Below are 20,818 nucleotides of genomic sequence, written 5' to 3'. Positions count from 1 at the left end.
GCAGCGCCTTTCGCGACAACGTCTTTTCCTGCTGGCCCAGCCGGGTCAATCTTCATTTCTCACCGATTGACTGAACCTCCTATCAGTATCGGAAAAACACCAATTCTTTGGGTACTTCCACCGGTATTTCACGCGCCTGTGGGGGAATCAGCGCTTCGGCAATGGCCTTGGCCTCAAGCAAATAATCGGCATACGGCGCTTCACCGGCTTGGGTTTCAGGGGCCTCCAACTCGAACAGCGCTGGCAATTTTTGGTCCGCCGGGTGCGTCCAAGTGCCGGTGTGAAAGTCCATGTTGTACAGCGGCACGAACCGCTCACCGTAATCCGCCACAAACTCAAGCGCGGACAGCAGGAATAAAAATTCGGCTTCACTCGTCCACGGCGCGAAATTTAGGCGCGTCCAGCCGGGCTTGAGGCCGCCCAGATCGTTAAGGGCGCAGTGCATGTAACGCTGACTGGTTTGATCATCAATGTTGAGCAGCGCGTGACCATACGGGCCGGCGCAGGCGCAACCGCCCCGTGACTGAATCCCGAACAGGTCGTTGAGCAGACGCACGACCAAGCGGGGGTGCAGCATGGAGCCGTCTTCGGTGCGAACCAAAAACGACAGCACCGCCAGCCTCGGCTCGTCCAAGTTGCCCAGCAGTTGAAGGCGCGGATGGGTGCGTAAGCGGGCAATGGCGCGGCTGATCAAAGCGTGTTCGCGCTCTGCAATAGCGTCTACACCGAGGCGCTCTTTGGCTTTGAAGGCCAGCGCCGTCCGAATTTTGCCGAGAATGGCCGGCGTTCCGGCGTCTTCCCGCGCTTCTATATCTTCGACAAAGTGGTGGGCCGTGCGGCTGACATAGCTCACCGTGCCGCCGCCGGCTGTAGTGGGTGCGCCCGCCGGGTAAATCTGGTTTTGGAAACACAACAGGCCCGGTGTGCCGGGGCCGCCCGCGAATTTGTGGGGGCTGAGAAACACGGCGTCGTAACCGTCAGGCCGCCCAGAGCGCATGTCGATCTTGAGATACGGCGCACACGCGGCAAAATCAAAGAACGCCAGTGCGCCGTGCGCGTGCAGCAAACGGGCCAGAGCGCGGGTGTCGCTGAGGTAGCCCGTCACGTTGCTGGCAGCGCTAAACGATCCTATTTTCTGGCGGCTGCGGTATTCCGGCGCTTTGAGCAGGGTTCGCAGCGCTTCCAGATCGATGCCGCCTCTCGGACAGAGCGGCACTTCTACAACGTCGGCCAGCGTTTCGCGCCAGGTGACTTCGTTGCTGTGGTGCTCATACGGCCCCACGAACACCACCGGGCGCTCGTCGGGCGGGAAACTGGCCCGCAGTTTTGCCAGCAAAGTAGGCGGCACCGCCAAGCCCAAGATTTCTTGAAGGCGCTTGACCGCTCCGGTACTCCCCGAGCCGCACCACACCAAAGTGCAGTTCTGATCTGCGCCGAGCTGGGTTTTGACATATTCACAGGCTTGGTGGGCCAGGTGGGTGGTCATGGCCCCGGTGGCCGAGTCGTCAGTGTGGGTGTTGGCATACAGCGGCAAAACGCGCTCGACGATAAAGGCTTCGCTTGACCGCAGAGCGCGGCCCGAAGCAACGTGATCGGCGTAAGTCACGCGCCGAGCGCCAAAGGGTGTGCGAATCACTGCGTCCTGACCGATGAGATCAGTTCTGAACAGCGTGAAGTTATCCATGTGATTCAGTGTACGCTTCCGGGTGCCCAGTGCCCTGTTTACAGTGCCGGATAGACGATTCACTCAGCTTTTCAAATGATAAGTTAATGGGCATCTGAATTGACATTCGTAAACACTTGGCGCTACACTTGCCGCATGACCGCCACCGACAGCCCCACTGACCGCGTCTCCGCGCCGCCGATTCAGGCCCGCTCGTGGGCGATTATCGATTCCACTTTGCGTGAGGGCGAGCAGTTTGCACGCGGCAACTTCAAGACCGACGACAAAATCGAAATTGCCAAAGCCCTCGACGCTTTTGGAATCGAATACATCGAGCTGACCACCCCGATGGTGAGTGCGGCCACCGCCGCCGACATCCGCAAGCTGGCCAGCCTGAACTTGAAGGCCAAACTGCTGACCCACGTGCGCTGCGCCATGGACGACGTGCAGCGGGCGGTGGATACTGGCGTGGACGGCTTAGATTTGCTGTTCGGCACTTCCAGCTTTTTGCGCGAATTCAGTCACGGCAAAAACATCAGCCAGATTATCGAGTCGGCCCAAACCGTCATCGGCTGGATAAAAGCCAACCACCCCAATTTGGAATTGCGCTTTTCGGCAGAAGACACCTTCCGCAGCGAAGAAGCCGATTTGATGGCCGTCTATAAAGCCGTCAGCGATCTGGGCGTACACCGAGTGGGCCTGGCCGACACGGTGGGGGTGGCTACGCCGAGGCAGGTCTATACGCTGGTGCGCGAAGTTCGCAAAGTCATTCACAGTGAGTGCGGCATCGAGTTTCACGGCCACAACGACACCGGCTGCGCGATCAGCAACGCTTACGAAGCGGTTGAAGCCGGAGCCACCCATATCGACACCACCATTTTGGGCATCGGCGAGCGCAACGGCATTACCCCGCTCGGCGGCTTCTTGGCCCGCATGTTCACTCTTGATCCACAGGGCCTGATCGACAAATACAACCTCGATATGCTGCCCCAGTTGGATCAAATGATTGCCCGGATGGTGGGCTTATCTATTCCCTGGAACAATTACCTCACCGGCGAGTTTGCTTACAACCACAAAGCCGGAATGCACCTCAAAGCGATTTATCTCAATCCCGGCGCTTATGAAGCGATTCCGCCGGAGGTCTTTGGAGTGGGCCGCCGCATTCAGGCCGCCAGCAAAGTGACCGGCAAGCACGCCATTGCTTATAAAGCCCGCGAAATGGGCCTGCACTACGGCGAAGACGCGCTGCGGCGCGTGACCGATCACATCAAGGAATTGGCCGAACAAGACGAACTGGACGACGCCCACTTGGAGAAGTTGCTGCGCGAATGGGTTTCGGCTTAAGGCGGCGGCCCAGCACGGGGGGCCATGTTAAAGTTCAGGCATGCCTGAAGAACTCGCCCACTACCGATCACGCGGAGCCAGAGCGCTGGTGCTGCTCCACGAACAGCAGCTGCGGCAGTGCGTGGAGGCAGTAAAACAAGCGAAGGCACAAGGGGTCAGCTTGCCGGTTACGGCAGAGGAGCATTACCAATCGCTCGACGTCTTGCTCCATCACATCCTGCGCTCGGCCAGAATTTATCTGCTCAGGATCTGTCAGAACCTCGAGCTGCCCGCGCCGGAGATTGGGCCTGTGCCGGACGTCGGGGATTTGCCCGCGCAGACCGATCAGTACCTTGATGATCTGCTGGCGCGTTGGCGCTTGCCTTTGGCCGCCGTGACAGACGCCCAAATGGAACCTGACCCCGAACTTTACTTCGCCGGAATGCCGTACTGGGTAGACGCCATGCTGGAACACGCAGTGATGCATCCGGCCCGGCACGAATTTCAGCTCAGGGAACTGATGCGGCAGGCATGAGATGCAACTGACCCGCACCACGCCCGCCGCCTTCAGCCGCGTTCTGAAGCGGGCTAGCAGTTTGAATCCGACCTACTCGCGCATCGGCGTCACGCTCGATCCGCAAACCGAGATGGAGCAGCACACCGTTTTGCTCGGCACCGGTCAAGCGACCTTTGAACGTGGCAAGGCAGCTTTGCAGAGCTGGCAGACCCACCAGTCGCGCTGGCTGCGGCTCTACCCCGGCACCCAGCCGCCCGCCGAGGGGCAAACCGTCTTGGTGTTGCTCACCTGCGCGGGCCTGTGCTTAGCTTTCGGTTGCCGCGTCGTACGGGTGCTGGACGGCAGCAGACAATACGGCTTTGCTTACGGCAGCTTGCCCGGCCACCCTGAACGCGGCGAGGAATTGTTTGTGGTGGAGTGGCACTCGGATGACCGCGTGACCTTCAGCCTGAAGGCAGACAGCCAGCCTGCCAATCGGTTTTACCGTTTGGGGCGGCCTTTCGGGCAGCTTGTGCGCTCGCTCGGCACCCGGCAGTATTTGAATTCCGTGCGGCGGGCGGCACAATAACCTCCAGATGAATGCTCAGATGACCGATTTCTCCCCCACTTCTTACCAAGCCGAAGCTGCTTACCGCGTTTACGCCGCACCGCGCACCGAAGGCGGCAAACTCGTTTCACTGTTCACGGCTGCCGAGGGCGATTTGCAGGCTCAGGCCGAGCAAGCTGGCACGCCGCTGTCTGTCTTTATCGAGGCGACCGACGCGGGTGGCGCACGCCTGCGCGTCTTCACTCCCCTGCGCGACAAAGGCGAGAGCGACAGCGCGGCGCTAGCGGCCTTGAGCCACCTCCACGCGGCGGGTCAGATTGCCGATGTCTCAAGCGTCTGGATGAACGGTCAAGAGTTTCCCGCACAGCTTTGCGGCGGCGAGTGGCTGCTGAAGCAGGGCGACGTGAGCGTGAGCGCCGCGCCGGGAGCAGATGTCAGCGGCCTCGGCCTGACTAGCGAACTTATCCAGATCGCCAGCACGGGCCGCCCCAATCTAATTTTGGAGCTGCCGACGCTGGAGGCTTTGACTGCGTTTCAACCTGATTTTGAACAAATAAAGCAACTGGGCCGCGCCACCGCCACCACCGGCCTGATCGTCTACACCTTAGAAGCCGAACGCGCCGAGGTGAGCTTGAGGGCGTTCGGGCCGCTGAAGGGCTTTGACGAGGACGCTGCTAGCAGCAACATGTTCGCCTGCTTGGTGGGAGCCATTAGCGTGCGCGGAGCGCTGCCCCAAGACGAACCGCTGGTGCGCGGCCTTCAAATGATGCCGGGGCAACCCTCCCGCCTCAGCGCTCAGTACCTTCCGCAGTCGAGCGGAGCCAGCGAGGTCTGGGTGGGCGGCGCGGCCCGCAGACTCACACCATGAGTGAACTCCTATTGAGCCCCCCGACCTTGAGCGACCTGAAGCGCGACGTTTCCTTCTCGGCGGTGCTGGCCGGATTTATCGCGGTGTTGGTCGGCGCGGCCAGTAGCATCGGCCTCGTGATCGCCGCCGCCCAAGCCGCCCACCTGAGCCCCGCCCAGACCAGCAGTTGGATTTTCAGCGTCTACATCAGCATCGCCGTCAGCGGGTGGCTGCTGAGCTGGCGCTACCGCGCTCCGATTCTGACGGCTTGGACGACGCCCGGACTGGCGCTGATCGCCACGCAGGCCAGCGCCTTGACTTTGCCGGAGATGATCGGCGCGTACCTGATCAGCGCCGCCCTGATCACCGCCATCGGCATCAGCGGGGCCTTCGAGCGGATCACGGCGCGGATTCCGGGGCCGCTGGCCGCCGCGCTGCTGGCAGGCGTGCTGATTCCCTTCGTGATCAGCGCCTTCAAAGTGCTGCCGACTGCGCCGCTGCTGGTGGGCGCGATGATAGGCGGCTTTTTGATCGGCCGGGTGCTTGCGCCACGCTACGCCGTTCTGCTTTCGCTGCTGGCAGGTGTGGCCGTGGCCGTGCTGACCGGGCAAGTCGGGGCCGCTGGCGGAGCGGGCGTGTTCGGCACGCTGGTCTTCACCGCTCCCCACTTCACGCTTCACGGGCTGCTCTCGCTGGCCCTGCCGATGACCCTGCTGACACTGGCCTCACAAAACCTGCCGGGCGTGGCGGTGCTGCGAACCTTCGGCTATGGGCGGGTTCCGACCTCGCCGCTGATCTGGTCCACCGGCCTGACTTCGCTGCTGTCGGCTCCCTTCGGAGCGCACACCACCAACCTCGCCGCCATCACCGCCGCCATCGGCGCGGGCGAAGAAAGCCACCCCGACCCGGCGCGGCGCTACATGGCGGGCTTGTCATGCGCCTTTTTCTATTTGTTGCTGGGCATTTTCGCGGGCTGGGTGGCGGGCGCAGTGGGGGCCGTGCCGCCCGCCTTCATCGCCGCACTGGCAGGCCTGGCACTGCTCGGCACGGCAACGAACAGTCTGGTTTCGGCGCTGGGCGAAGCCGATTGGCGCGAGGCCGCCGCCGTCACCGTTTTCGTCACCGCCTCGGGGCTGAGCTGGTGGGGACTGGGCAGCGCCGTCTGGGGCGTGGTGCTGGGCGGAGCGCTGGGCTGGGGCCTGCGGCGTAGAAACGGGTAAAGGAGTGATCCCAAAAACAGGGATACTGGTACGACCGAGCCAGCAAACGCACGCCCTTCAAAAGAAAACGCCCAAACCGCTTCTCTGGAAGCGGTTTGGGCGGTGCCGATTGAGTTTAAGCGGCTTGCTTGTTGCTGTGGGCGCTCTTGGCGTTCTCCACCAGCATGGCAAAGGCTTCCGGCTCGCGGGCGGCAATATCGGCCAGCACCTTGCGGTTGAGGTCGATACCGGCCAACTTCAGTCCGGCGATGAAGTTGGAGTAGTTCATGCCGTGGAGGCGGGCACCGGCGTTGATGCGCTGAATCCAGAGGCGGCGGTAATCGCGCTTTTTATTGCGGCGATCGCGGTACTCGTAAGTCGCGGCGTTGAGCAGCGTCTGGAAGGCCATCTTGTACTGCTTGGAGCGTGAACCCCAAAAGCCCTTGGCCCGCTTGAGCACCTTCTTGTGACGGCGGCGGCGGACAATACCTGTTTTGGTGCGTGGCATAGTTTATTTCCCTCCCGGCAGAGCAAGTTTCATACGCGCCCACTCGCTCTTGGCCAGCACAAAGCCTTTGCCTTTGTTGCTGATGTCCGAGCCGCTCTTGCCGGTGTTCTGATGGCGTTTGCCACTCTTGAACGCCATCACTTTACCCGTCGCCGTGATTTTAATCCGGCGCACGGCACTCTTTTTGGTCTTCATCTTCGGCATTGCTGCCTCCTTGGGCCAGGCGGACACCTTGTTGGCGGTGTCGTCTGGGGGTCTGGGCCGCGCCAACTTACACGGACGCTGTTGATGCCTAGCCCCACTTGTGGCCAAGAAGAAACTATACAGGCCAGCGGCCAAGACAATCAAGCCGTCCCCGGGGCCGCACTGCGCCGATCCACTTTGTAACCTCGTGGGGGTTGACAGGTTTTGAACTCGGCTGTACTATTCCTAAGCGCCGGAAATCCGGCCAAGCACCAAGGTAACGCAGGGTAGAGCAGTCTGGTAGCTCGTCGGGCTCATAACCCGGAGGTCGCAGGTTCAAATCCTGTCCCTGCAACCAAAGTACAAAAAGACCTCAGTCGAATTGGCTGGGGTTTTTTGGTGTTGGCTTCAGACGAGGATGTGAGGCTCGTCAGGTTCCAGCGGCTCGAAGCGCGGGCGAAACAGGTTGTAGGTGTTCTCGGCGATGTAGAGGCTGTGCGGCTCTTGGTTGCGATGCCGAATGCGCTCACGGGCCACGCTTTCGGGCGTGCTGAGCGCGTAGAGAATCAGCGGAACGCCGAGCTGCTCCGCTTCTGCCCGCAGGTCGTCACGTTCGCGGCGCGTCCAGAAGCCTTCGTCGAGCACCACCGGCAGGCCCAGAGCGAGGGCGCGTGTCCAGTAGCGGCGCATCAACGCGTAGATGCGAGAGCGGTACTCACTGAAAAGGGCTTCGGGTGGGTCTTGGCCGTAGAGCGTGACCATCCACTCGTCGCTGGAAAAGCGCAGGGCGGGCAACTCGGTTTCGAGTTGGCGGGCCAAAGTGGTTTTGCCGCTGCCCAAGAAACCATGCAGGGCGTGAATGGCGGGCGGCCCTTCTCCCTTCACCGCGCCGAGAGCGCTTGCTTCATTGCCAGAACGCCGCCTTCATACGCCTGCGCGTCTACGCCGTCCGAGCGCAGAAACCGGACTGCCAGGCTGCTGCGAATCCCCCGTTCACAAATCACCACCACTGGGCCGTCCGCCGAGGTGAGGCCGTGCTGGCCTTCTTCGATTTGCGCCAAACTCAGCACCCGGTGGGGATTGGAAATGAGCGAGCTGAGCGGCTCGACTGCGCGCAGTGCGGCGGCCCGCAGGTCAATGAAGAGGTGGGGAGGACTGGGATTCATCATCAAAATCTTAGCGTACCGAGGTCAACTCGCGGCCCGTCACAATCGGCGCTCAGGTCTGGGCTATGCTGGAGTTTATGCAAGAAGTGAGTCCAAAAGAAGCTCAACGCCGCCTTCAACACGGCGCACTGCTGATCGACGTGCGCGAAGCCAACGAGTACGAAGAAGTTCACGCCGAGGGCGCACAGCTCATGGCGCTGAGCGAATTTGAGACGCGCTACGCCGAGTTGCCCAAAGACAAAGAACTGGTGCTGATCTGCCGCAGCGGCGCACGCAGCGGACGGGCCACCCAGTTTCTGCTCGATCACGGCTACAACAAAGCCGTCAACCTGACCGGCGGCACGATTGCTTGGCAAGACACCGGCCTGCCCACCCAAACAGGAGCAGTATGAGCGACGAAACCAGTAACGGTATCAATCCTGCCCCCGCGCCCGCTGCGGGCAATCTGCCCAACGAAGCGCAAATTTTGGAATCGCTGAAAGTCGTCAAAGACCCTGAAATTCCAGTGAACGTGGTGGACTTGGGCCTGATTTACGGCGTGGACATCAATGCTGAGGGCGTGGTTGACGTTACCATGACCCTGACCTCGGTGGGCTGCCCGGTGCAAGACCTGATTCGCTCGGACGCCGAGATGGCCGTGATGCGCTTGGACGGTGTCAACCGCGTCAACGTAGATTTCGTGTGGTCGCCGCCCTGGAGCCCCGAGAAGATGACCGAAGACGGCAAACGCCAGATGCGGATGTTCGGCTTTAACCTTTAACGGAAAAGAGTTCGCACCCAAATTCCAGTTCAAGACAAAAAGATCAAGTCTCCCCCGCCGCAATGGTCGGGGGCTTTTTTTGTCAGTTTGCCTTTCCCCGCTGCCCAAAGCGTTACCCTGAGCGCCGTGCCGACTGATCTCCCCGCTCTGCAAACGCTTGGCCTCAGCCGCGCTTACGGCCCGGTCGTGGCGGCTGGCGGGGTGAGCCTCAGCCTACAGACAAGCCAGACGCTGGCCCTGCTCGGCCCGTCGGGAAGCGGCAAGAGCACGGTGCTGCGGATGGTGGCAGGCTTGGAGCGGCAAGACAGCGGCGAGGTGTGGGTGGCGGGGCAAGACGTGAGCCGTGCGCCGCCGGAAGCCAGAAACCTGGGCCTCGTGTTTCAAGATTACGCCCTCTTTCCGCATCTGCGGGTGCTGGCAAATGTCGCTTACGGCCCGCGCAGGCGCGGCAAGAGCAAAGCGCAGGCCGAGCAGCAAGCCCGTGAAGCGCTTGAACTGGTGGGCCTCTTGGAGCTGGAAGGGCGGCGCATTGGGGAGCTGTCGGGTGGGCAGCAGCAGCGCGTGGCCCTCGCCCGCGCCCTCGCGCCGCGCCCGCCACTGCTGCTGCTCGACGAGCCGCTGAGCAACTTGGATGAGCAGCTCCGGGGCCAACTGCGCCAGGATTTGCGGACGCTGTTTGAGAATCTCAGCACCGCCGTCTTGATCGTCACGCACGATCAGCGCGAAGCTTTGGCGCTGGCTAACCGCGTGGCGCTGATGCGCAGCGGGCGAGTGGTGCAGGTGGGCGGGGCCGCTGAAGTCTTCGGGACGCCCGCAACGGCGTGGGTGGCCGAGTTTCTGGGTCAGCCGAACGTATTTGGGCGGGGAGATACGGCGCTGCTGGTTCCCGAAAGTGCTTTCCGTTTGGGCGAGGGGCCGAGTTACAGCGTCACTTTTCGGCAAAGCACCGAAGAGGGCCAGACAGTGCGGGTGGCGCACGAACTCGGTGAAATCACCTTGCACCTGAGCAGCCGCGAGGCCGAACAAGCCAGCGGCGGTGCGCTGCGACTGAACTTGGATCAAAGCAGGGTGCGTGAAGTGCCGGATGACCGCCTCAGCATTTGACACCGTTTTGACGCACTGGCCTTTAGACTGAACGAAACCACGCTTTTAGTCCGCTGGCGGTTAGGAGAGGTCATGAAACAAAGCGCAAACAATCTACGGTTTTTCGGTGTTCTCAGTCTCGCTCTGTTGGGAGCGGCTTCGGCTCAGCAAGCCCCCACCTACAGTGGCCCGCAAGCCGTGGTGTATATCGGTGACAACTATTGCAGCGGCGGCTACTGCGGCTACAGCGTCTGGTCATCGTTTGACACGGCCATCACTCAAGCCCTCAAAGCCAGCGGCTCTGTGCGGCCAGTGCGCCAGTCGGCGGGAGCCAACTTGGTGATGAAGGCGGGCATCAACGACATCACCGGCGGGGGCGGCGTGTGCTTGCCGATTGTCGGTTGCCTGAATGCCAAAACGGTCAAGGCCAGCTTTGAAATCGACGACGCGGCCACTGGCACGGTGATTTGGCAAGACACCTGCGAAGGCACCAGCGCCGGATACAGTTCCTGGTATTGGTGGAGCGGCGTGAGTTTTGACAGCGACGAAAGCAAAGCCGCCGCCGACTGCGCGGGCAAATTGGTGCAGAAATTTAGCGGCAGCGCCGCCATCAAGCCTTACCTGACGGTGGCCGCCGGTGCGCCGCTCGGCACGGCAGCCACCGTTCAAACACCCTCTGCAACGGTCACCACTGTAACGAGCAGCACCGTGACCACCACGCCGAGCAGCCCCACTGATGCGCAGGCGGCCAGCACCGTACAACTGCTGGGCGCAGCGCTCTCGGCCCTGAGTCTAGGTGACATCGGCGGCCTGTTTACCAGCGATCCACTCAACCCCGTGGCTGTCAAAGCGATGCTGGCGGCGGCCACACCTGCAACGCTCAGCGCCGCCGCCAAGCTGAAATTCAGCGTCACCCCCGGCGAAGATGCGGGCGCTTACCGCCTCGTCGGCCTGACCTACACGCTGCCAGACGGCAGCGAGCGCTTCGCGCAGTTGGCGGTGGCGAGTGAGGGCAGCCTGAATACCCGCAGTGGGCCGCGCATCGTGTATTTGTCGGCGTTTAATCCGGCCCGCGCCGCCACGCCCGCGCTGGACGGGCTGAGCAAAAATGTGGACACGATGCTGGCCGACATCAAGGCCGCGCTGAACTTGCCGTAGGTGTTGTCCGCTGTGGGTGCTGTCCGCTTTGGTTGCTCTCCTCAGTGCCACCCTCAGTTCGGTTCTCGGCGCTGCGCTAGAGTGGCCGCCATGCTCGCTTGGATTTTGGTGGGTGGGCGACTGGTTCTCACGCCCGCCCTCGCCGCCCTGCCCCGCCCGCACCTCGTCGTCGCCGCCGACGGGGGAGCGCGGCACGCCGCTGCCCTGGATGTCAAAGTAGACGCCTGGGTGGGCGATTTTGATTCCTCAGACGGCCTGACGCTGGACGCGCCCCGCGAGGTGCATCCGGCGGCCAAAGACAGCACCGACTTCGAGTTGGCCGTGTCGGTGGCCCGCGAAAGAGGCGCAACCGAACTCATCATTCTGGGCGCGTTCGGGGGCCGCTTTGACCACGCCTTCGCTTTGGCGCTGGGGGCCTGCCGACTCGCCGGCGAAGGGCTCAAGGTGACGCTGCACAGCGGCAACGAAGCGGGCTATCCGCTGCTGCCAAGCTCTCCGGTGAATCTGGCGTTGCAGACTGGGCAGACCTTCAGCGTGCTGGCCGCCTCGCCGCTGCGGGGGCTGACGCTACGCGGCGCTCGCTGGCCGCTGACGGGTGTGGACGTGCCGATGGGCAGCGGCCTGACCGTCAGCAACGAAGCGGCGGGCGGTTTGCTGAGCGCCGAGTTGCAAGGAGGCGTGGCACTGCTGACGGTGCTGAGCGAAGTGCGGCGGGCTTAGAGCATCTGTCCGAATAAATGGCCGAGCAAAAAGCACGCTCAGCCATCCATCCTCCCAAATGCTCTCTCTATTCCACTCCCATTGGTCGGTCAAAAAAGAAACTCTTTTTTGACAAATGCTCTAAGCCAACTTCACCCGACTATTCAACTGCCCTTCAGCTTGCCGCTCTACTCTGAGGCTATGTCCAATTTCCGTTTCAGCCGCCTCGCGCTGCCCTTGACTTTGGTGTTGGTCAGTACGGCGGCGGCTTCAACTCCGCAGCCTAGCGGCCCGCTGCTGGCGCAGAGTGCTGGAGCCAACACCCCTGATCAGACCAGCAAGCCCCAAGTGCAAGCGCCGCTCACTCAAGCTGAACTCAGCAAGTTCTTGGCCGTTCGCAGCGCCGAACGCCAAGCGCTGGGCGAGAGTTTTTCGAGTTTGCAAGACCTCTGGCAAGGCATCAAAGACGGCAACACCCCCAGCTTTTTGCAGGTGACGGGAGCGCTGCGCGAACTGGGCGGCTCGGTGGGCGACGCCAAAGCCGCTCAGAAAGCGGCGCTGACCAAGCAAAACCTCAGCCGCGAGCGCTTCGACGCCGTTCGCAGCCAAGTCAATAGAGCGCTGGGCGTGCCTGGCGTTGAATTTGACAAGCTGTTTAGCCAACTGAGGAGCGGCGACCTCTCTAATATCGGCAGCACCGTCAACACCGATACCGATCCGCAGACTAAAGCGCTAATCGAGCCCAAGCGTACTGACCTGCTGGAGACGGCGGCGCTGGGCCTGCTGGGTTTGTAGGTACTAGGGTTTGTAGCCATTTAGGTTTGGGGCCGCCTAAGCTGCTGACCGCAACTTTCCGCACGCTTCTCCCGTATCAGGAGCATGTGGGCAAGACGTGGATGTGGATGCGGCTGCGGCGGCTCCTTGGTGCTGCTGATCGCCTTGGTGGCGGCGGGCTACTTTTTGGTTTACCGCCCAGTGGCGGTCTTCGTGGACGGGCTGCGAGCGCCCCCGGGTCAGTCGGCGGGGGTTCCGGCGGCCAGCGGCAACATTCGGGCTGTACCCAGCAAAGCCGATATCGAAAAGTTCGTGCGGATTCGCCGGGCCGAGCGTCAGGCTCTGGGCAGCAACTTCGCAAGCGTCCAGACCATTTTCCAGCAAGTTCAAAATGGGCAGACGCCCAGCTTTTGGCAAGTGACGGGCGTGCTGCGGGACGTGGGCAGTTCGGTGGGCGCGGTACGGGCGGCGCAGACGGCGGGCCTGGCGAGCGAGAAGCTCAGCCGAGAGCGTTACAACGTCCTCAGAGACGACGTGAACCGCGCTTTGGGCTTGCCAGACATCGACTTTGGCAAAATCGCCACCGAGCTGAAAAATGGCAAGTTGCCGGATTTGAACACCACCGTCAAGCTGGAGGCCAACCCCAAAACCGCCGCCCTGATCCAACCGTTTAAAAGCGAACTCACCGCGACGGCGGCGCTGGGACTGCTGGGCTTTTAAGGCTGTCACGTCTGTGCAGCCGAGCCTGAATGACCAAGCAGCAGCGAGCAAGGCCAGCGCCAGTCAACCGTAAAGCCAATAGCCCTTCACCCCTTGCCCATCTGTTTTGAATCTGATTGACGGCCCGCCCGCTTAGCCTTGAGGCATGAAGATTGCAGTCATCGGAGCGGCGGGCGGAGTCGGGCGGCAAGTGGCGAGTCAGTTGGTACAGGCGGGCCATGAAGTGCGGGCGCTGGTTCGCACGCAGGAGCAGGCCGATATGCTCAGCCTCCACGGCGCGGCCCCGGTGATGGGCGACCTGACGGGCCAGTGGCAGCAGGTGCTGGACGGCGCGGACGCGGTGGTGTGGGCAGCGGGCGCGGGCATGAGCGGCAAATATCAGGCCATCGACGGCGACGCGCTGGTCAACGTGGCCGACACCCTGGCCCAGCAGGGGCCAAAGCGGTTGGTGGTGGTGTCGAGCATGGGCGTAGACCGCCCGGAACAGATGCCGCCTTTTTTGATGCCCGTCCTCAAGGTCAAAGCCGTTTCGGACGCGCACGTGCAGCAAAGCGGGCTGGCGTTTACGATTGTGCGGCCCGGCGGCCTGAGCGACCAGCCCGGCACCGGCCAGATCACGCTGGCCCACCCGGCTCCCAGAGGCCAGATTCCCCGCGAGGACGTGGCCCGCGTGGTGGTGGCCTGCTTGGAGAACGCGGGCAGCATTGGCCACACTTTTGAAATTGTCAGCGGCGAAACAGGCGTCCACGAAGCGGTAACCGCTCTCTGAGACGAATTGCGTAACACAGGCCCTTGAAATCTACCCTAATCCGAGTAGTATAGTCAGGATTATGACCGTTTCTCCCAGTGATGTCACGCTTAGCACCCTCAAACCCGGCGAGGCGGCGCATGTGGTCGCGCTTGATTCCAAGCACCCGCTGCGCCGCCGCCTCCTCGAACTCGGCTTTATTCGCGGCGCGAAAGTAGACGTGGTGCGCCTCGCGCCGATGGGCGACCCGGTGCATCTGCGGCTGGGCAATACCGATCTGGCGCTGCGGGCTGCCGACTTGGTGGGCGTGACGGTGAGGCGCTCATGACCGCTTCTCCCCCGCCCTCGCCGCGTGTAGACGAAGCGGCCTGCGCCGACACCGTCGCCCGCCTGCGTGCCCACCGCGAGCCGCGCACCTTGGTGGTGGGCAACCCCAATACCGGCAAGTCCACCCTGATCAATGCGGTGGCCGGAACTCGCCTGAAGGTCGGCAACTGGTCGGGCGTCACGGTAGAAAAGCGGGAAGCGCACCTCAAGCGCGGCGAGCAAACCATTCACCTGCTCGATTTGCCCGGCGCGTATTCGCTTTCGCCCCACACCCCCGAAGAGCTGATTACCCGCACCGCCCTGCTCGACGAAGCGCCGGACGTGCTGCTCAATGTGGTGGACGCCGGAAACCTGGAGCGCAATCTGTATTTGACGCTGCAACTCCTCGAATTCCGGGTGCCGATGCTGCTGGCCCTCAACTTGGTGGACGAAGCCAAGAACAAAGGGCTGGAAGTGGACGCCGCCGCGCTGAGCCAAGAACTCGGCGTGCCGGTCGTGGAAACGGTCGGCGTCAAGAATATCGGCACGGCGGGCCTGCTCGACGCCACGCTGAGCCGGGCGCAAATCGGCCACCCGCTGCGCTACCCGGAAGCCATCGAAACCGCCGCCGCCGACTTGGAAGACAAGATGGCGGCTCTGGCGACCTTGCCGCCGCACGCCTACCGCTACCTGGCGCTCAGCCTCTTGGAAGGCGATCCGAGTTTGCGGGGCCGCCTGAGCGCCACCGGACACACGCCACTCGTGGACGCTGCCGACGCCCACCGCGCCGCGCTGGAACTCGGCGGCTTCGATCCGCTGATTGAAATTGCCGAGGCCCGCTACGCCCGCGCCGGAGACATCGCCCGCCGCGCCGTGCCGAATGCCGAACTCAAACTGACCCTGACCGAGCGCTTGGACAAACTGGCGCTCAACCCGTGGCTGGGCATTCCGATTTTCCTCGGCTTGGTGCTGCTGGTCTTCCGGCTGACGTTTACCATCGCCGCGCCGTTCGTAGACCTGATCGGCGGGCCGCTGCAAGACGTGGCGAGCGGCTGGGCCGTCAGCCTGCTGGGCGGCATTCCGCTGCTCAAAGACGTCGTGGTGGGCGCAATTATTCCCGGCGTCGGTACGGTGCTGAGTTTCTTGCCCACCCTGTTGGTGCTCTACCTCGCCATGAGCTTTCTGGAAGACAGCGGCTACATGGCCCGCGCCGCCTTCCTGGCTGACCGCACCATGCGCGGGCTGGGGCTGGATGGCCGCGCCTTCATTCCTTTGATTCTGGGCTTTGGCTGCAACGTGCCCGCCGTCTACGCCACCCGCACACTGGAGCGCAAATCAGACCGGGTGCTGGTCAGCATGATCTTGCCGTTTATGAGCTGCTCGGCCCGCTTGCCGGTTTACGTGATCTTCTCGGCGGCGCTGTTCCCGAAAGCGGGCGCGTGGGTGGTCTGGAGCATGTACGTGCTGGGCATGGCGGTGGCGTTCGCGTTTGCCTGGGTGCTACGTAAAACCTCCTTGCCCGCCGAGGGCAGTGGAGTGCTGCTGGAGTTGCCGCCGTACCGCTTCCCCGCTTGGAAAGTGATGTGGACGCACGCAGCCCGCCGCACCGCCAGCTTTGCCAAACGCGCCCGCACCACCGTTCTGGCGACGGTGGCGGTGGTATGGGTGCTGCTCTCCATCCCAGCGGTCAACGGGCAGAAATTCGGTGAAGTGCCGCCCGCCCAGAGCTTGTTTGGACGGGCCAGCCAAGCGGTCAGCCCCATCTTTTCGCCGTTGGGCTTCGGCAACTGGCAAGCGACGGGAGCACTCGTTCCCGGCTTTATCGCCAAAGAAGTGGTGGTTGGCACGCTGGGCCAGATTTACCTGGGCGAAGAAGCCAAACGGGCCGCGCCGCTGGGCTTGGTGGCCGGCCTTCAGCAAACTGCGCTCTCCACTTGGGAAGCAGTCAAGACTTCGGTACAGGCGCTGCCCACCCTGATCGCCCTGCCCAGCTTGGGGGCCGATTCCAGCGCCGAGCAGAAAACGCCACTGGCCAAGGCGCTGGCCAAAGCCTTCACGCCCGCTGCGGGGCTGGCTTACCTGGTGTTCGTGCTGCTCTATACACCCTGCGTCGCCACCATCGGAGCCATGCAAGCCGAGCACGGGCGGCGGATGGCCTGGATGACGGTGGCTTACGAAATGGGCATCGCCTGGGTGGCGGGCCTGCTCGTGTATCAGATTGCGAGGCACTTTCTATGACCTCTCCCCTCTCCACTATTTTGGGCAGCTTGGCGGGAAATCCCCGCACTCTACCGGAACTCTCGCGCCATCTGGGCAGCTCGCCTGAAGCGCTTGAAGGCATGCTCAGAACCCTCTACGCCGGAGGTTACGTGCAAGAAGCCGTGCAGGGCAACGGCGACTGCTCGTGCAACGGGTGCAGCCTCAAAAGCATGTGCCGCAACTTTGGCGACGAAACGCCAGATTTTCACTTGCTGCGGCTGACCGAGCGCGGCGAGAAGTATTTGAAGCGCGGCTTATAGAGCAGGTGGAAGTGGAGTTGACTGGAAAAATCACCCAGTCAACTCCACTTCCACCTGCTCTGGTACGTATTTCACTCGCACCGCTCGGACGTAAAAGATCCCTCTCTTTTACGTCAAATGTTCTAGCGGTGAGGAAAGGCGTTAGGCTGGCGGCATGAAGTTCACCGTCCTCTCCACCAGCCTCAGCCCCCAGAGCCGCAGCCGAATGCTGGCGCGACTTGCTGCCGAGCGCCTGAGTCAGCAAGGCCACCAAGTCACGCTGCTGGATTTGCGCGACACGCCGCTGCCCGCCTTTGACGACGACGCCACTTACGCGCACCCCAACGTGCACCTGTACCGTCAGGCAATTGAGCAGGCCGACGGGGTAATTTTGGCGCTGCCGGTCTACAACTGGGCCACCGGCAGCGGCGCGAAAAACCTGATCGAGCTGACTGGTTCTCACAGCACCACGCGCGGCCTGAGCGCCGTTTGGTTCGACAAGGTCGTGACCTTTTTGGTGGCGGGCGGCCTGATGCACAGCTATGTGTCGCATCACCCGCTGGCGCTGGGCCTGCTGACCGATTTCAAATGCATCCTCAATCCGTATCACGTCTACGCGGTGGGCGAGGACTGGGAAGGTGACGCGCTGAAGCCTTTGATTGCCACAAGGCTGGAGAAGACGCTGAGCGTGGCCGTAGAACTCTCGGAGCGCTTAGACGCACGAAAGTACCGCTCAACCTGGGAGATGTAAGCGCCCCGCTCAGTCTGCTTGGCCTTGCCCGAGCAGCCGCCCTGCGCTCAGGTCTAGACTGACTTGACCGCGTAGCACCTCGCCGCTGAGCAAGTCCGTCCAGTCGCCCTGCGGCAAAGTCAGCGTGACGGCTTCAGGAGTGCGCGAGGCCAGCGCCAAGACCCGCTCGGCGTGGCCGCTTCCGGCAGTGTATTCGCGCACGAAGCCGACAGCATCCGGCGTTTGCAACACAAAGCGTAAATGCCCTTGTTGCAGCGCCAGCGAGTTGCGGCGCACTTTGATGAGCCGCTGAACCTCGGCCCGCAACTCGGTGTCCCACTCGGCCTCGTTCCAGGGCATACTCTCGCGGCACCAAGGCATCGCGCCTTCCTGAGCCTGCGACAGCCCGATCTCGGTGCCGTAGTAAAGGCAAGGCACACCCGCATACGCCAGCAGCAAAGTCAGGGCGGCCCGCAGCTTGCGGGTGTCGCCGCCGAGCCGAAACAGAGCGCGGGGAATGTCGTGCGAGTCGAGCAGATTGAACATGCTCAGCGCCACTTGCGGCGGCAAGGCGTGGTAAGTATCGGCCAGCAGGGCGCACAGTTCCTCGCCCCCCAAGCGGCTGGGCGTGAAGGTATAGCTGTGGCCCGAAAACCACTGCATCAGCGGCAAGCCAAAGCCGTGATAGTTCATCGCGCCGTCTTCGCCGCTGCCGTCGAGGGCGGCCTCAGGGTCAAAGAAGCGCTCGCCGAATACGTACGCGTCTCCCTTCTCGGCGCGGGCGGCCCGCTTGAGCGAGCGGTGCAAGTCCAAGTTGCCCTCGTCGGTGCCGCCCTTGCCGATCATGTGGGCCACGTCCAGCCGCCAGCCGTCCGCGCCGCGCCGCAGCCACTGGCGCACCACGCTCTGCTCGCCCGCCAAAAACTCCTGCTCGGCGTCGCCGCTGAGGTAATCGAGCTTGGGCAGGGTGGGCACATCAAAAAAAGCGTGGTAAGGCAACTCGTGCTGCGTTTTTTCCTGCTCATCCCGCCAGGTGAACATGGCCCGCTCGCGCTCGGCCCCCGCCAACGCCGCCTGAAACAGGGCGTGTTCGTTGCCGACGTGATTGAACACGCCGTCCAGCACGATTTTGAGATTGGCCGCATAAACCGCGCCGATCAGGTTGTCAAAGGCCGCGTCGCCGCCGAGGTGCGGGTCAACGTGGCGGTAATCCGAGATGTCGTAGCGGTGGTTGCTGGGCGAAACGAAAATCGGGGTCAGCCACAGGGCATTCACGCCCAAATCGGTGAGGTAGGGCAAGGCGTCCTGAATGCCTTTCAAATCGCCGCCGTAGTGGGCGTGAACGTCGCCCGCCTGATCAATCGGCGCTCCCCAGAGCCGGGTTTCGATGGGTCGGCCTTGATACTGGTATTCACCGTCTTGCACGTTGCTGCTGGAATCGCCGTCGCGGAAGCGGTCGGGAAAAATCTGATAGAAGACGCTTTGCCAGGCCCACTCAGGCGCAATGTGTCCAGCCAGATATTGAAACCAACTCCGAAAGCCGCGCCGCCCGTGCGTCAGACCCGCCGCCGTCAGGTTGAGATGGTCGTCCAGGAGGCGCAGTTCCCAGGCGTAGCGCACCCGCCCTGCGTGAATAGGTAAGCGGGCCTCGAACCACTGGCCCTCACCGCTCCAGTTCGGCAACGTCACGGCTTCGGCGGGCAGGTATTCGATTTCACCCACCCGCACAACTTTCAGCGACACGCCTGTCACCGGCAGACCCGTCCAGACGCGCAGGGTGACGCTCTCTCCTTGCGGCAGGCCGAGGGCGGCGGTGTAAGCGGGAGTGTGGTCGTGGCGGGCAGGAACGGGGTCGAGCATGAATGTTCTCCTGAGGGGCATAGCAAACCGCCGCCCCTCCGCGTCGAGTGGGAGGTCGTGCCGCGCCTTGCCGAGTAATTGGGGGAACGTAAACTGGGCCAGCGTCACCTGTGATGTTGCGTTTTGGTTGAGAGAAGGAGGTCACTGCTCTTCAGACCTTATACGGGTTCCGCTTACCGACCCGCCGAGAAATACTCCGCGTTCGGCACGAAGCCCAGAGCGCTCGACACGCGGTTGGTCAGGTTGAACATCCCGGTGACTTGCACCAGTTCCATAATTTCGTGGTCGCCGAGGCCCACAGCCCACAAGGTTCCCAAGTCGCTTTCGGTCATCTGGGCGGGTGTCACGGTCAGCTTCTCGGCGTAGGCGCACAGGGCCGCTTCACGCGCACTCAGCGGAGCCTGCCGCCAGTTGACGGCCACCGCGTCGGCTTTGCTTGCCTCCATGCCCGTCAGCCTCAGCGCCGCGCCGTGCGACACCGCGCAGTAAAGGCAGGCGTTGAGACTGCTCACGACCACTGCCACCAGTTCGCGCTCCTGCGGCTGCAGGTGGCCTTCCTTGTTGAGCAGCAAATTGAAATAACTCCACCAGGCTTGAAACTGCTCACCGTTCAGCGCCTGCGCCTTGAACACATTCGGCACGAAGCCCAGATTGCTTTGGGCCTTGCTCCAGAGCTTGGCGACACTTTCAGGCACCTCGGCTTCAGTGGGAATCGGGAGGAAAGAGAAACGGGGCTGCGCTTCACCGGACGTTAGGTCGTGGGTCATGGCCCCAGTCTAGCGATGTGTTGAGAGCGGGGTCGCCGCTCCAACTCCTACGGATTCAAAGTATTCATGCTTGGGCAGGCGTCTACACAGCTCGGCGTCCTGTATTTTTTTGAGAGATGGCATCTTGTAGGGTGAGGCATGGCGGCACAAGCGCTCTTTACCGACTGGGCCACTCCCCTTCTCTCCGGGCCGCTTTCTTGCCCACTGGCTCCAGCCAAACCGCCCAAAATCGAGCGTCACGACCTCGCGGCCAAGTTGCACCACACCAACACCGGCCTGCGCCCTGTTGACCGCTACTGCCAGCACAGCGACGGGCTGTTCGTTTCGCGCCGCTTCGTGGCCCACCCGCGCATCCGCGCCTGGCACGCCCACCTGCTGCCCGCACTGGGGCTGCAAATTTGCCGCTACGACTTTTACGGCGTGCGAGAACATGATTATTACCTCGACCTGGCCACCATCACCGAGGACGGCAGCGTTTGGACCATGCACGACCACTACCTCGATGTGCTGATCTGGCGCGGAAAACGGGCCGAAGTGGTGGACGAAGACGAGTTTTTGAGCGCGGCGCTCGCGGGCTACTTGCCGCAGCAGCAAGCCGAGCGCGTCTGGGAGCAGGCCCGTACCCTGCTCAGCGACCTGGCCCAGCACGGTTTCGAGCTGGGCGCTTATCTGGCGGCTCAGGGAGTAGATCCGCGCTTGGCCGATTTTGGTGAAGTTCCCCTTTGCTCCTAGTTCGCACCTAGACGTCCCCGCTAGAATGCC

At 62.6% G+C, this 20,818-nt stretch carries 25 protein-coding genes and 1 tRNA gene; 19 read left to right on the top strand and 7 right to left on the bottom strand.

Annotated features, from left to right (window positions below):
- Positions 1-82: 82 nt before the first annotated feature.
- On the bottom strand, positions 83-1,684 hold the full coding sequence (locus FNU79_RS13075) for an aminotransferase class V-fold PLP-dependent enzyme (RefSeq protein ID WP_143721259.1): 1,602 nt from the start codon (positions 1,682-1,684) through the stop codon (positions 83-85).
- 135 nt (positions 1,685-1,819) lie between these two features.
- On the opposite strand from FNU79_RS13075, the gene lysS reads away from it, so the two are divergent.
- From lysS to FNU79_RS13050, 5 genes are read left to right on the top strand one after another with little or no spacing between them, the layout of a single operon-like run.
- A complete protein-coding gene (gene lysS / locus FNU79_RS13070; protein ID WP_143721258.1) occupies positions 1,820-3,007 on the top strand; it encodes a homocitrate synthase in 1,188 nt (395 codons plus the stop codon).
- Between the two features lie 40 nt (positions 3,008-3,047).
- On the top strand, positions 3,048-3,521 hold the full coding sequence (locus FNU79_RS13065) for a hypothetical protein (protein ID WP_143721257.1): 474 nt from the start codon (positions 3,048-3,050) through the stop codon (positions 3,519-3,521).
- 1 nt (position 3,522) lies between these two features.
- Complete coding sequence (locus FNU79_RS13060) at positions 3,523-4,071, top strand: DUF1990 domain-containing protein (protein WP_143721256.1); 549 nt, start codon at positions 3,523-3,525, stop codon at positions 4,069-4,071.
- A gap of 19 nt (positions 4,072-4,090) precedes the next feature.
- A complete protein-coding gene (locus tag FNU79_RS13055; RefSeq protein WP_143721255.1) occupies positions 4,091-4,918 on the top strand; it encodes a PhzF family phenazine biosynthesis protein in 828 nt (275 codons plus the stop codon).
- Entirely contained in the window at positions 4,915-6,117 is a 1,203-nt protein-coding gene (locus FNU79_RS13050) for a benzoate/H(+) symporter BenE family transporter (RefSeq protein ID WP_143721254.1), read from the top strand. Before FNU79_RS13055 ends, FNU79_RS13050 begins: the two co-directional genes overlap by 4 nt.
- Positions 6,118-6,232: 115 nt before the next feature.
- Here FNU79_RS13050 and rplT read toward each other — a convergent pair whose 3' ends face one another.
- Both rplT and rpmI read right to left on the bottom strand, forming a co-directional pair.
- A complete protein-coding gene (gene rplT / locus FNU79_RS13045; protein ID WP_124868458.1) occupies positions 6,233-6,604 on the bottom strand; it encodes a 50S ribosomal protein L20 in 372 nt (123 codons plus the stop codon).
- Positions 6,605-6,607: 3 nt separating this feature from the next.
- On the bottom strand, positions 6,608-6,808 hold the full coding sequence (gene rpmI, locus FNU79_RS13040) for a 50S ribosomal protein L35 (protein WP_124868460.1): 201 nt from the start codon (positions 6,806-6,808) through the stop codon (positions 6,608-6,610).
- A 260-nt stretch (positions 6,809-7,068) separates the two neighbouring features.
- Here rpmI and FNU79_RS13035 point away from each other — a divergent pair.
- Positions 7,069-7,145: transfer RNA gene (locus FNU79_RS13035), tRNA-Met, on the top strand.
- A 50-nt stretch (positions 7,146-7,195) separates the two neighbouring features.
- Here FNU79_RS13035 and FNU79_RS13030 read toward each other — a convergent pair.
- Positions 7,196-7,672 (bottom strand): AAA family ATPase, encoded by a 477-nt coding sequence (locus FNU79_RS13030; protein WP_143721253.1) that lies wholly within the window; start codon positions 7,670-7,672, stop codon positions 7,196-7,198.
- A complete protein-coding gene (locus FNU79_RS13025) occupies positions 7,669-7,956 on the bottom strand; it encodes a rhodanese-like domain-containing protein (protein ID WP_225430063.1) in 288 nt (95 codons plus the stop codon). Before FNU79_RS13025 ends, FNU79_RS13030 begins: the two co-directional genes overlap by 4 nt.
- A gap of 74 nt (positions 7,957-8,030) precedes the next feature.
- Between FNU79_RS13025 and FNU79_RS13020 the strand changes: the two genes are divergently transcribed.
- From FNU79_RS13020 to FNU79_RS12965, 12 genes are all read left to right on the top strand, one after another.
- Positions 8,031-8,345 carry a rhodanese-like domain-containing protein gene (locus FNU79_RS13020; protein WP_225430062.1) on the top strand — a complete coding sequence of 105 codons (315 nt, stop codon included), beginning with the start codon at positions 8,031-8,033 and terminating at the stop codon, positions 8,343-8,345.
- The gene (locus tag FNU79_RS13015) at positions 8,342-8,713 is read left to right on the top strand and encodes a metal-sulfur cluster assembly factor (RefSeq protein ID WP_143721252.1); all 372 of its coding nucleotides are present in this window, start codon (positions 8,342-8,344) and stop codon (positions 8,711-8,713) included. The genes FNU79_RS13020 and FNU79_RS13015 overlap by 4 nt, the downstream gene beginning before the upstream one ends.
- Positions 8,714-8,839: 126 nt before the next feature.
- On the top strand, positions 8,840-9,817 hold the full coding sequence (locus FNU79_RS13010) for an ABC transporter ATP-binding protein (RefSeq protein ID WP_404825793.1): 978 nt from the start codon (positions 8,840-8,842) through the stop codon (positions 9,815-9,817).
- Between the two features lie 72 nt (positions 9,818-9,889).
- Positions 9,890-10,954, top strand: a complete 1,065-nt coding sequence (locus FNU79_RS13005) for a hypothetical protein (protein WP_143721251.1) — start codon at positions 9,890-9,892, stop codon at positions 10,952-10,954.
- A gap of 90 nt (positions 10,955-11,044) precedes the next feature.
- Positions 11,045-11,674: a thiamine diphosphokinase gene (locus FNU79_RS13000; protein ID WP_143721250.1), complete on the top strand. Its 630-nt coding sequence runs from the start codon at positions 11,045-11,047 to the stop codon at positions 11,672-11,674.
- A 180-nt stretch (positions 11,675-11,854) separates the two neighbouring features.
- Positions 11,855-12,448 carry a hypothetical protein gene (locus tag FNU79_RS12995; RefSeq protein ID WP_143721249.1) on the top strand — a complete coding sequence of 198 codons (594 nt, stop codon included), beginning with the start codon at positions 11,855-11,857 and terminating at the stop codon, positions 12,446-12,448.
- Positions 12,449-12,577: 129 nt separating this feature from the next.
- Positions 12,578-13,147, top strand: coding sequence for a hypothetical protein (locus FNU79_RS12990; RefSeq protein ID WP_225430061.1), 570 nt, complete (start codon positions 12,578-12,580; stop codon positions 13,145-13,147).
- A gap of 145 nt (positions 13,148-13,292) precedes the next feature.
- Positions 13,293-13,916 (top strand): SDR family oxidoreductase, encoded by a 624-nt coding sequence (locus FNU79_RS12985; protein ID WP_143721247.1) that lies wholly within the window; start codon positions 13,293-13,295, stop codon positions 13,914-13,916.
- A gap of 61 nt (positions 13,917-13,977) precedes the next feature.
- Positions 13,978-14,223 (top strand): FeoA family protein, encoded by a 246-nt coding sequence (locus FNU79_RS12980; protein WP_143721246.1) that lies wholly within the window; start codon positions 13,978-13,980, stop codon positions 14,221-14,223.
- Entirely contained in the window at positions 14,220-16,439 is a 2,220-nt protein-coding gene (feoB, locus tag FNU79_RS12975) for a ferrous iron transport protein B (protein WP_143721245.1), read from the top strand. Before FNU79_RS12980 ends, feoB begins: the two co-directional genes overlap by 4 nt.
- Entirely contained in the window at positions 16,436-16,720 is a 285-nt protein-coding gene (locus FNU79_RS12970) for a FeoC-like transcriptional regulator (protein ID WP_143721244.1), read from the top strand. The genes feoB and FNU79_RS12970 overlap by 4 nt, the downstream gene beginning before the upstream one ends.
- 154 nt (positions 16,721-16,874) lie before the next feature.
- Positions 16,875-17,450 carry an NADPH-dependent FMN reductase gene (locus FNU79_RS12965; RefSeq protein ID WP_143721243.1) on the top strand — a complete coding sequence of 192 codons (576 nt, stop codon included), beginning with the start codon at positions 16,875-16,877 and terminating at the stop codon, positions 17,448-17,450.
- Between the two features lie 9 nt (positions 17,451-17,459).
- On the opposite strand, the gene FNU79_RS12960 is transcribed toward FNU79_RS12965, so the two are convergent.
- Positions 17,460-19,289 (bottom strand): alpha-amylase family glycosyl hydrolase, encoded by a 1,830-nt coding sequence (locus FNU79_RS12960; protein WP_143721242.1) that lies wholly within the window; start codon positions 19,287-19,289, stop codon positions 17,460-17,462.
- A gap of 173 nt (positions 19,290-19,462) precedes the next feature.
- Complete coding sequence (locus FNU79_RS12955) at positions 19,463-20,056, bottom strand: peroxidase-related enzyme (protein ID WP_143721241.1); 594 nt, start codon at positions 20,054-20,056, stop codon at positions 19,463-19,465.
- Between the two features lie 138 nt (positions 20,057-20,194).
- Between FNU79_RS12955 and FNU79_RS12950 the strand changes: the two genes are divergently transcribed.
- Positions 20,195-20,788 (top strand): DUF402 domain-containing protein, encoded by a 594-nt coding sequence (locus FNU79_RS12950; RefSeq protein WP_143721240.1) that lies wholly within the window; start codon positions 20,195-20,197, stop codon positions 20,786-20,788.
- Positions 20,789-20,818 lie beyond the last annotated feature (30 nt).

It is taken from the genome of Deinococcus detaillensis, assembly GCF_007280555.1.
Taxonomy (GTDB): Bacteria; Deinococcota; Deinococci; order Deinococcales; family Deinococcaceae; genus Deinococcus; species Deinococcus detaillensis.
The sequence above is the reverse complement of the archived record's forward strand: the minus strand, read 5'-3'. Positions and strand labels throughout refer to the sequence as shown.